The organism is Kitasatospora sp. NPDC004799, from assembly GCF_040609095.1.
Classification (GTDB): Bacteria; Actinomycetota; Actinomycetes; order Streptomycetales; family Streptomycetaceae; genus Kitasatospora.
Genome location: NZ_JBEXJK010000306.1, coordinates 1 through 9,922 on the forward strand (window position 1 = coordinate 1; position 9,922 = coordinate 9,922).

At 73.8% G+C, this 9,922-nt stretch carries 14 protein-coding genes; 5 read left to right on the plus strand and 9 right to left on the minus strand.

Going from position 1 to position 9,922, the window contains the following annotated elements:
* A partial coding sequence (locus tag ABZW03_RS29695) for an MFS transporter (RefSeq protein ID WP_355264888.1) occupies positions 1-321 on the minus strand: 321 nt, incomplete at its 3' end.
* A 155-nt stretch (positions 322-476) separates the two neighbouring features.
* Complete coding sequence (locus tag ABZW03_RS29700; protein ID WP_355264891.1) at positions 477-1,043, minus strand: TetR/AcrR family transcriptional regulator; 567 nt, start codon at positions 1,041-1,043, stop codon at positions 477-479.
* Between the two features lie 140 nt (positions 1,044-1,183).
* On the opposite strand from ABZW03_RS29700, the gene ABZW03_RS29705 reads away from it, so the two are divergent.
* The 3 genes from ABZW03_RS29705 (at position 1,184) to ABZW03_RS29715 (ending at position 2,982) form a co-directional block, all read left to right on the plus strand.
* The gene (locus ABZW03_RS29705; protein WP_355264894.1) at positions 1,184-1,585 is read left to right on the plus strand and encodes a metalloregulator ArsR/SmtB family transcription factor; all 402 of its coding nucleotides are present in this window, start codon (positions 1,184-1,186) and stop codon (positions 1,583-1,585) included.
* Complete coding sequence (locus tag ABZW03_RS29710; protein ID WP_355264897.1) at positions 1,582-2,070, plus strand: SRPBCC family protein; 489 nt, start codon at positions 1,582-1,584, stop codon at positions 2,068-2,070. Before ABZW03_RS29705 ends, ABZW03_RS29710 begins: the two co-directional genes overlap by 4 nt.
* 285 nt (positions 2,071-2,355) lie before the next feature.
* The gene (locus tag ABZW03_RS29715; RefSeq protein WP_355264900.1) at positions 2,356-2,982 is read left to right on the plus strand and encodes an NlpC/P60 family protein; all 627 of its coding nucleotides are present in this window, start codon (positions 2,356-2,358) and stop codon (positions 2,980-2,982) included.
* Positions 2,983-2,996: 14 nt separating this feature from the next.
* On the opposite strand, the gene ABZW03_RS29720 is transcribed toward ABZW03_RS29715, so the two are convergent.
* Positions 2,997-3,473, minus strand: coding sequence for a MarR family winged helix-turn-helix transcriptional regulator (locus tag ABZW03_RS29720; protein WP_355264903.1), 477 nt, complete (start codon positions 3,471-3,473; stop codon positions 2,997-2,999).
* Between the two features lie 79 nt (positions 3,474-3,552).
* Between ABZW03_RS29720 and ABZW03_RS29725 the strand changes: the two genes are divergently transcribed.
* Positions 3,553-3,963: a VOC family protein gene (locus tag ABZW03_RS29725; protein WP_355264906.1), complete on the plus strand. Its 411-nt coding sequence runs from the start codon at positions 3,553-3,555 to the stop codon at positions 3,961-3,963.
* Between the two features lie 96 nt (positions 3,964-4,059).
* Here ABZW03_RS29725 and ABZW03_RS29730 read toward each other — a convergent pair whose 3' ends face one another.
* From ABZW03_RS29730 to ABZW03_RS29755, 6 genes are all read right to left on the minus strand, one after another.
* Positions 4,060-4,344, minus strand: a complete 285-nt coding sequence (locus ABZW03_RS29730; protein WP_355264909.1) for a hypothetical protein — start codon at positions 4,342-4,344, stop codon at positions 4,060-4,062.
* 213 nt (positions 4,345-4,557) lie between these two features.
* Positions 4,558-5,838 carry a threonine--tRNA ligase gene (thrS, locus tag ABZW03_RS29735; protein ID WP_355264912.1) on the minus strand — a complete coding sequence of 427 codons (1,281 nt, stop codon included), beginning with the start codon at positions 5,836-5,838 and terminating at the stop codon, positions 4,558-4,560.
* Between the two features lie 217 nt (positions 5,839-6,055).
* On the minus strand, positions 6,056-6,805 hold the full coding sequence (locus ABZW03_RS29740) for a leucine-rich repeat domain-containing protein (protein ID WP_355264914.1): 750 nt from the start codon (positions 6,803-6,805) through the stop codon (positions 6,056-6,058).
* Positions 6,802-7,038 carry a hypothetical protein gene (locus ABZW03_RS29745; protein WP_355264917.1) on the minus strand — a complete coding sequence of 79 codons (237 nt, stop codon included), beginning with the start codon at positions 7,036-7,038 and terminating at the stop codon, positions 6,802-6,804. Before ABZW03_RS29745 ends, ABZW03_RS29740 begins: the two co-directional genes overlap by 4 nt.
* Before the next feature lie 80 nt (positions 7,039-7,118).
* Positions 7,119-7,724 carry a TetR/AcrR family transcriptional regulator gene (locus ABZW03_RS29750; RefSeq protein WP_355264920.1) on the minus strand — a complete coding sequence of 202 codons (606 nt, stop codon included), beginning with the start codon at positions 7,722-7,724 and terminating at the stop codon, positions 7,119-7,121.
* Between the two features lie 288 nt (positions 7,725-8,012).
* On the minus strand, positions 8,013-8,894 hold the full coding sequence (locus ABZW03_RS29755; RefSeq protein WP_355264923.1) for a 3-hydroxyacyl-CoA dehydrogenase family protein: 882 nt from the start codon (positions 8,892-8,894) through the stop codon (positions 8,013-8,015).
* 159 nt (positions 8,895-9,053) lie between these two features.
* On the opposite strand from ABZW03_RS29755, the gene ABZW03_RS29760 reads away from it, so the two are divergent.
* Positions 9,054-9,806: an acetoacetate decarboxylase gene (locus tag ABZW03_RS29760; RefSeq protein ID WP_355264926.1), complete on the plus strand. Its 753-nt coding sequence runs from the start codon at positions 9,054-9,056 to the stop codon at positions 9,804-9,806.
* Positions 9,807-9,922: the final 116 nt, after the last annotated feature.

The window sequence follows — 9,922 nt, forward strand, 5'->3', positions numbered from 1 at the left end:
TGCCGCCGCGGTGGGCGCCAGCCCGGCGGCCGCCGAGGCGGCGGCGAACAGGGCGAGCCCGGCGAGCAGCACGCGGCGCCGTCCGGCCAGGTCGGCGAGCCGTCCGCCGGCCAGCAGGAGCGCGCCGAAGGCGAGGCCGTAGGCGTTGACCACCCAGGCGGCACCGTCCTCGGAGAGACCGAGGCCGTCGCGGACGCTCGGGAGGGCGACGTTGACGATCGAGGTGCTGAGGATGACGGTGAACTGCGCACCGGCGAGGGCCGCCAGTGCGCCACCGGCCGTACGGCGGGCGAGGGGCGGGGCTGCGTCCTGCGGGCTCACGGCGGTGTCCTCCTTTCCAGGCATGAGAGAAATGAGTGGTTGACCACTCACATTCGAGCCCAAAGAAACGGCGGCGGCGTTCGGCCCGTCGCGTGCGCGCGGACCTCCCGCCCCGCCGGGGCCGGGTGGCAGTGGCCGGTAGCGGCCGGTCGTGGCTAATAGTGCGTGATGCCGGCCGCGAGGGTCCGCGTCCACGGCGCGTCGACCTCGTCGGCGCCCATCGAGACCAGCAGGTGGCAGAGCATCCCGGTGGCGAAGAAGCCCTGGATCTGCGACTCCGCCGCGCCCGAGGCGCCCCGCACGTACTCGACCAGCCGGGCGTACCCCTGCCGGACCGCCTCCCGGACGGCCGGCTCGGAGACCGCCGCCGCCTGGGCGTGCAGCTGGACCAGCATCAGGTCGTTGTCGGTGATCAGCTTGGCGTAGGCGTCCCCCATGGACTCGAGGACCGCCTCCGGCGAACTCCCCCGCGCCTGCGCCGCGCCGCGCTCCAGACTCCCCCGGACCCGGACGAAGCAGTGCTCCACCACCGCCACGAACAGGGCCTCCTTGCTCGGGAAGAGCCGGTACACGTACGCCTGCGAGATGCCGGCGGCCTTCGCCACCTCCGTGGTGGTGGTGCCGAAGTACCCCCGCGCGGCGAAGGCCCCGATCGCGGTGCGCAGCACCGTCTCGCGACGCTCCTCGGCGGTGGACAGCTGCCGGGGTCGTTCGTTCTGCATGTGAGTACTCAACCACTCACACTTTTCCGCCGTCAACCCCGGGCGAGGCCAAGGAACCCTCAACCGATCGGTTGAATACGGCGGGCGGGCGGAGTAGCGTTGCTCTCAACCGATCGGTTGAGGATGAACAGGGGTGTGCGGTGGCCGTCGACCAGCTGTCCCGGGCGTTCGTGGCGCTGGGGGATCCGACCCGGCGGGACATCGTCGCCCGGCTGGCGGTCCGCGATGCGAGCGTCGGCGAGCTGGCGGAGTCCTACGCGATGTCCCTGCAGGCCGTCTCCAAGCACCTGAAGGTGCTGGAGGAGGCGGGACTGGTGAGCCGCAGCCGGGACGGGCAGCGGCGGCCGTGCCATCTGGAACCGCGGGTGTTGGACTTGATGACGAGCTGGATCGAGCGGTACCGGCGCCAGGCCGAGGAGCGGTTCGGCCGGCTGGACGCGCTGCTCGCCGACCTGGAGGACGACCGCGCCGGACCGGCCCCGGACCCTCGGCGCACCGGAGAGAACCACCCACCCGAGCAGAGCGAAGGAGCCCCGTCATGACGTCCACCACCGGCCCCGGGACCCGCATCGAGGCGGACCCCCAGCTGCCGACCATCCGGATCACCCGAGAGTTCGCGGCGCCGCAGGAGCGGGTGTTCCGGGCGTGGATCGACCCCGAGCTGGTGGTGCGCTGGCTCGGCCCGAAGGACCTCGACATGAAGATCGACGCCTGGGAGGGGCGGACCGGCGGGCACTACCGCTACTCGGTGCACCGCGACGGCCAGGAGGTCGCGGCCTTCTACGGCTCCTTCCACGAGGTCCGGCCGGCCACCCGGCTGGTGCAGACCTTCACCTACGAGGGCGTGCCGGACGGCGTCTCGCTGGACACCGCGACCTTCGAGCCCGCCGGGGAGGGCCGCACCCGCGTCACCGTGCTGTCGGTGGTCGACAGCCTGGCGGCCCGGGACGCCATCCTGGCCAGCGGCATGGAGCACGGCGTGGTCGAGGGCTACCAGAAGCTGGACGCCCTGCTCGCCGGCGCCTGACCGACCCGACGGAACCGGTCCGGACCGCCCAGGCCGACCCGACGGAACCGGTCCGGACCGCCCAGGCCGACCCGGACCGGTTCCCGGGGAGCCGCACCAGGACGTCTTCCTGATGTTCCGTCAGGCCGCTCATCGCCGAACTCCCTTCCGCTTCACGGCCCGTGCTTCCGCGATTCACCGTTGCGGGTGATGGCGGACCGGCCCGCCGGAGCGGAATCCTGGTGCGAGCGCCCGGGCACCACGCCCCCGCGCGCCCGCCCACCTCCAGCACCGGGAGGCACCGCCATGGAACCCCAACCGTCCGGCCGAGACCAGGCCCCCGGAGTCCGCCGGCGCCGCATGCTCGGCCTCGCGCTCGGCGCCGGCCTCGTCCCCGCGCTCGGCCCGGCCGCCCAGGCGGCGTCCGACGCCTCGTCCGACACCACCCGGACCCTGCCGGTCGCCGCACTGGGCCGCCGGGTCGCCGAGGTGGCCACGAGCCAGCTCGGCGTGCCGTACGCCTGGGGCGGCGGCGACCGGCTGGGCGCGGGCCTCGGCTTCTGCGACGAGGAGAACGGCTGGCTGAACGGCGTGTGCATGGGTGAGAAGACGGTCGGCTTCGACTGCAGCGGCCTGTCGCTCTACTGCTGGTACCGGGCCAGCCACGGCACCGTCGAGCTCGGGCACTACACCGTCGCGCAGTTCAACCTCAGCGCTCCCGTGCCGCGCGCCGAACTCGCCCCGGGCGACCTGCTGTTCTTCTCCCGCCCCGACGCACCCCTGCACCACGTCGGGGTCTACGTCGGCGAGGGCGCGATGATCCACGCCGAGCGGACGGGGACCCTGGTCGCCCGGGTCGAGAACGTGCTCGACGTCCCGCGCTGGGCGAACGAGTTCGCCGGCGCCCGCCGCCCGGGCCCGCCCGCCTCCTGAGCCGCGCAGCCGGGTCACAGGCCGCCGCGCCACTCCCCCGTCCCGCGGTGCACCCGCAGCAGCAGCTCCTGCAGCGCCCGCCGCTCCCCCGGGTCCAGCGGCGCCAGCACCTCGTCCTGCACCGCCCGCGCCTGCGCGTCCAGTTCGGCGAGCAGCGCCCGACCGGCGTCGGTGACCGAGACCGACACCCGACGCCGGTCGGCCTGGTCGCGGACGCGCACGACGTACCCGGCGGCGGCGAGCTGGTCGGCGACCTTGGCGAGGTCGCTCGGGTCGATGGCCAGCCGTCGCACCAGGTCCCGCTGGGCCTGCGGGCCGAAGTCGGCGAGCGCGGCCAGCACCGCCATGTCCCAGAGCCGCAGGCCGCGTTCGGCCAGCCGCTCGGCGAGCCGGCTGCGCGCCGCCTTGCCGATCCGGGAGAGCAGGTAGGTGCTGAGGTCCAGCAGGGACGGCGGGAGCTCGGCGGCGGGCTGCGGTTTCACGGAGGCCATGGCGGCAGTCTAGGGTCTCTCCCTATAGTGGGTGCCGACCCACTAATTCGCCGTCAGGAACCCTCCCAGGAGTGCACCCGTGGACGCCCTGTACCCCCGCCTGCTCGTCTCCCGCTTCGCCGAGTGCTTCGGCTTCTACCGCGCGGTCCTCCCACCGCTCACCGGCGCCGCCCTGGCCAAGGGGGCACCCGAGGGCCCGTACGCCAACTGGGACGTCGCCGACCAGACCCTCCTGGCGCTCTTCGACCGCTCCGCGATGGCCGCCGCCCTCGGCACCGCCGAGCTGCCCGGCCACCCCGCCGCGCCCGCCCAGGACGCCGCGATGCTGGTCCTCCGGGTGGACGACGTGGACGCCGCCCTCGACCTCTGCCTGCGCCACGGCGGCACTCCGGCCGCACCGGCGGCCGACCGCCCGGAGTGGGGCCCCACCCTGCGCAGTGCCCATCTGCGCGACCCGGACGGCCGCCTGATCGAACTCCAGTCGTACTGACCGGCGCGCGCCGCACGGGGCCTCCACCTCGCGCGGCGCGGCCGATCCGGCGCGGGCGGCCGGGCACGGGCAATCGGCACGGCACGCCGGCCGGAGCTACTCCATCGGCAGCGAGGGGCGGCCGGCCAGCGCCGAGGCCTCGAACTCACCTCCGGCCTGGACGAGTTGATCGGCCCGGAAGTCCGACGAGCAGGCCCGCCCGAGGGCCTGCGAGGCGGCGTCGGCGCCCGGGACGTGCCCGAGCACGGCGGCGCAGTACTGGACGGCGGGGCTGGGCACCGGGCGGAGCTCGGCCGAGCCCGCCGGGGTGGCGGCCACCGCCCCGGCGAGGGCGAGACAGCCGACCAGAGCGGGAGCGGCGAAGCCGCGTGGGATGCGCATCGGGGTACCTCCGTACGGGTGGGGACGGGCCGGGCGGCCGTGGACCAGGTCCGCCCGGCCCCATTCGACGGGCGGCCGCCGCCCACGGCCCGGCCGACACACCGCGCACCGCACTAGTCGTACGTACGCCACCGGGCCAACGCCAACCGGCGCGGCCCCGACGGCCCGGCGTCCGATCGTCCAGGCGGCCGCCACTGCCACCGGATTCGGTGATCAGGCCGCCGGGGAGGCGCCCTCCGCCCACAGCTCCGGGTCGCAGGCCGCCACCAGCGCGCCGATCCGCGCCCACGCCTCCTCGGCCGGCAGCGGCTCCAGCCGCCGGCCGTCCCGCAGCCGCAGCGCCACCCGGTCGTCCACCGCCTCCTTCGCCCCGATCACCGCCTGGTAGGGCACCAGCCGGGCCTCCCGGATCCGGGCGCCGAGGCTGCCGTGCTCGGGACCGGCGACCTCGGCCCGCAGCCCGAGGTCCAGGCAGCGCTGCCGGAACCGTTCGGCCTGCGGCAGCTCGGCGTCGGAAACGGGCAGCAGCACCACCTGGACGGGCGCGAGCCAGGCCGGGAACGCGCCGCCGTACAGCTCGATCAGGTGGGCGACCACGCGCTCGACGCTGCCGATCACGCTGCGGTGCACCATCACCGGCCGGTGCTTGGCGCCGTCCGCGCCGATGTAGTGCAGGTTGAACCGCTCGGGCTGGTGGAAGTCGATCTGCACGGTGGAGAGGGTGAACTCGCGCCCGGCACCGTCGGCGATCTGCACGTCGATCTTGGGCCCGTAGAACGCGGCCTCGCCCTCCGCCGCCTCGAACGGCACGCCCGAGCGCTCCAGCACCTCGGTGAGCAGGGCGACGGCCCGCTCCCAGAGCGCCGGGTCCGCCACGTACTTGCCGCCCGCGCCGGGCAGCGAGAGGCGGTAGCGGACCGGGACGACGCCCAGCGCCCGGTGCACCTCACGGATCAGCTCGAGTGCGGCGACGGCCTCGTCGGCCGCCTGCTCCGGGGTGCAGAAGACGTGGGCGTCGTTCAGCTGGATCGCCCGGACCCTGGTCAGCCCGCCCAGCACCCCGGACAGCTCGGAGCGGTACATCCCGCCCAACTCGGCCATGCGCAGGGGTAGTTCCCGGTAGCTGTGGGAGCGGGAGCGGTAGATCAGCGCGTGGTGCGGACAGAGGCTGGGGCGCAGCACCATCTCCTCGGAGCCCAGCTCCATGGGCGGGAACATGTCCTCGCGGTAGTGCGCCCAGTGGCCGGAGATCTCGTACAGCTCGCGCTTGCCGAGCACCGGGGAGTAGACGTGGCGGTAGCCGGCCCGGCGCTCGCGGCCGCGGATGAACTCCTCCAGGGAGTGCCGGATCGCGGCGCCGTCGGGGAGCCAGTACGGGAGGCCGGAGCCCATCAGCGGGTCGGTGTCGAAGAGGTCGAGTTCGCGGCCGAGCTTGCGGTGGTCGTGCGCCGCGTGCGCGGACGCGGAGTGCTCGTGCGGCTGGTGGTCGTGCATGAGGGTGGTCTCCACTCGGTCTGCGGGCGAGTGGGTCCGGGAAACGGCGAAGCCCCGGGGCACTCGCCCCGGGGCTTCGGACTAGGTCAGCAGTCAGCGCGCCGGGACTCTCTCCGGCGTCGTCGTGACGAGTGCAGCGCGCTTCATGCGTTCCACGGTAGCAGCTCCGCACCGTCCGTGTTGATCTTTTTCCGGATCGGAGTCCGACGCCTCGGGCTCAGCGGAGCGTGACGCACCCGCGCGCGGCCAGCGCCGCCAGCAGCCGGTCCGACGGCCGCACCTCGTTCCACCGCAGGTCCAGCTTCTCCAGTGCGGGCAGCGCGCCCGGATCGGCCAGCCAGTCCGGCAGTTCGGCGATCCGGTTGCCGCGCAGGTCGAGGCGGCGCAGCCGGGGGAGACTGGCGAGCACGGCCGGCAGTTCGGTGAGGGCGTTCTCCCGGAGTTCCAGCTCGCGCAGCTCGGCCAGCCGACCGACCGAGCCCGGCAGGTCGGTCAACTCGTTGCCGCGCAGCCAGAGTTCCCGCAGCGCGCCGAGTTCGCCGATCGACTCCGGCAGGGCGGTGAGCCGGTTGTGCTGCGCCCGCAGCTCGACCAGCGAGGCCAACCCGCCGATGGCGGCGGGGAGTTCGGTGAGGCGGTTCTCTCCGACGTTGAGGTAGCGCAGCGCGGTGAGTCGGCCGAGCTCCTCGGGCAGGGCGGTCAGCGCGTTGTCGTGCAGGTAGAGGAAGTCCCCGAGCCCGGTGAGGTCGCAGAGCTCGACGGGCAGCGCGGTGAGCCGGTTGTGGCCGAGGTCGAGGGTCCGCAGGCCGGTCAACCGGCCGATGCCGGGCGGGAGTTCGCTGATCCCGGTGTCGGCGAGGATGAGCACGGTCAGCTCGCTGCGGTCCCACACCTCGGGCGGCACCTCGTCGAGCGGCCGGCGCCAGAGGTTCAGCGTCACGTCCGTCGTTCCTGTCCTGCCCGTCATGCCTGCTCTCCTTGGCCCGGTCCGATGCGGAACTCCGCCAACTGCCGTCCGTACCACCGGTCGGTCAGCCCGGTGCCGGTCATCCCGAGGCGCCGGCCGAGCCACCGGACGACCTCCCAGCGGGAGTAGATGTCGAAGGCGCGTTCCCGGTCGGCCGTGGACGTGGTCCACTGACGCACCACCAGCCGTTCGGTGGTCAGTACCGTCTCCGAGCCGAGTTCTGTTCCCGCCATGGCGCGTTCCCCTCTCCGATGCCGTGCGGATCACCGTACGCACCGAGGGCCTGCCGACGGAACTCCGAAACCCCGGCGGCTCAGTGGTCGCCGGCGTGGAACAGCCCGTCCACGACGCGGTGGAGCAGCTCCTCCGGGAACTCGGCGAGTTCGCCCCGGGCCTCCTCGGTCAGCCGCATCGCGGTGGCGCCCTCGTGCAGGATGACCAGCAGCCGGGCGAGGTCGCGCGGGCGGACCTGCGAGGTGGGCTCGGAGGTGGCCTCGATCAGCTCCACCAGCCCGTCGATCAGCCGGGCCTCGTGCTCGGCGAGGCTGCGGGCGACCTCGGGGTGGCGGGCGGCGTGCAGGGTGAACTCCATGGAGAGCAGGAACCAGCCCTCGTCCTCCCGCCGCCGCTCGGCCAGTTCGCGCAGCAGCCGGGACGGCAGGTCCCCGCCCGGCGCGGTGCCCGTGAAGGCGGCCCGCAGGTCGGCGAGCAGCCGGTCGATCTGCTGGTCGTACAGGGCGAGGAACAGCTGTTCCTTGTCCTGGTAGTTGGAGTAGAACGCGCCCCGGGTCAGCCCGGCGCGGGCGACGATGTCGCGGATCGAGGTGGCGTGGAAGCCGTGTTCGGTGAACAGGGCGAGGGCGCTGTCGTTGAGGGCGGCGACGGTCAGCGGGCGCCGCTTCGTGGGTGACTTGGGCACGAACTGCGGTCCTCGGCTCTCGTTCCTGGCTCGGCGGAGCCGCCGGGCGGCCCCGGCCCAGTCTACGGGTGCGGCGCGCTGCCGGGCCCCCGGCGTCAGGTCGCGGGCGGGAGGCGGAGCGCGCCCACCGGCCCGGCCACCGTCCGGAGCCTGGTGAAGCACTCGCGGCAGTACTGCTCGCCGATCAACGGCAGGACCTTGTCGAGGTCCTCGATGCGGCACCGGAGGTCGGATGGGTGCCCGCCGCCGGCCTCCCGCCGACGGGCACCCTGGCCGTCCGACGCTCCCTCAGGCCGCCGCGGCACCGTCCGCCGCGCCGTGGTCGTAGAAGCCCCGCCCGGTCTTGACCCCGAGCCGGCCGGCCCGGACGTACTCCGCCAGCAGTTCCCGCGGGCCGGTGGGCAGGCCGGGGCGCTCGGCGGCGTAGTGCTCCTCGATGTCGAGCACGACGTCCAGGCCGACCTGGTCCATCGCGCGGAACGGACCGCCGGGCAGGCCGGTGTTGACGGCCCACATGGCGTCCACCTCCTCGGCGGTGGCGACGCCCTCGGCCACCACGGCCAGCGACTCGCGCTTGATGGCCGCCCAGATGCGGTTGAAGATGAAGCCGGTGCTCTCCCTGCGCGCCTCGAACGGGAACAGCCCGTGGCGCGGGAGTTCGGCCAGCAGCAGGTCGATGACGGCCCGGTCGGTGCGGCCACTGGACATCAGGTCCACCGCGTTCTGCGCCGGCGGCATGTAGAAGTGGATGTTGACCAGGCGCTCCGGCTCCCGCACCCGGTCGACGAAGCGACTGGTCGGGTAGGACGAGGAGTTGCTGCCGAGGATCGCGTCGGGCTCGGCGGTCCGGTCGAGGTCGGCGAAGACCTTCTGCTTGAGCTCCGGGCGCTCGGGCACCGCCTCGATCACCAGCCAGGCGCCGCGCAGCGCCTCGGCGAGGTCGTCGCCGACGGCGACGGTGCCCGGCTCCCCCGCGCCGACCTTCGCGGCGACGGCCGGCAGCTGCTCCGCCACGTAGGCGCGGGCGGCCGCGAGCTGCTCGGCCGAGGGGTCGTAGATCCGGACCTCCCCGCCGCCGGTGGCGAACATCAGGGCGATGCGGCGCCCGAGAGTGCCGGCTCCGACGACGGCGACGGGCCGGCCGGCGGGGTTGGGGACGGTGAACGACATCGAGATCACTTCCTTGGCTGTGCTGCGTTCCGAGGGGCCGCGCCGCGTGGGGCCTGCCGCGCTTCCCGTCGCGACCCAATCGGATGCATGATGTATCCGATACACATGGTATCCGTTTGAGGAGACCAAGCAACCCCACCGCCGCGAAGGAGCCCCTCGATGCGCCCCGACCAGGTCGTCCGCCACGCCACCACCCCGCTGACCGCCCCCGTCTACCCGCCCCGCGCCACCCGCTTCACCGACCGCGAGTACCTGAACGTCGTCTACCGGACCGACCCCGAGGCGCTGCGCGCGGTCGTCCCCGAACCGCTGGAGATCGACGAGCCGCTGGTCCGCTTCGAGGTCATGAGGATGAACGAGGTCGACGGCTTCGGCCCGTACGTCGAGGCCGGGCAGGTCGTCCCGGTCCGGTACGGGGACGAGGAGGGCGAGTACCTGCACGCCATGTACCTCGACAGCTTCGCCGCCACCGCCGCCGGCCGGGAGCTGAGCGCCTACCCCAAGGTGATGGGCGCGCCGCGGCTGTTCACCGAGGCCGGCACCCTGGTCGGCACGCTCGACCACGGCAGCCAGCGGGTCGCGACCGCGACCATGGCCTACAAGTGGGAGCCGATGGACCCGGCCGAGGCGCGCGAGCAGATCACCGTGCCCACGTACGGGGTGAAGATCGTCCCCGACTACGACGGCGGGCTGCGGGTCTGCGACCTGGTGCGCACCCGGATCACCGACGTCACCGTCAAGGAGGCCTGGACCGGCCCCGCCAGGCTCCAGCTCAACGCCCACGTCATGGCGCCGCTGGCCGACCTACCGGTACTGGAGGTCGTCTCGGCCGGCCACATCCTCACCGACCTCACCCTCTCCCCCGCCGCGCCCGTCCACGACTACCTGGCGGAGCGGCGCCGCGCGGCCTGAGCCGGGCGGCGCCCGTACGGCGGGCGGCGTGCGTCGTCTGCCGTACGGCTCGGGAACGAGACTGCTGCGGTTGCCATCGCGCCGGACCTCCTGGTTCGGTGAAGGATTACGGCGCC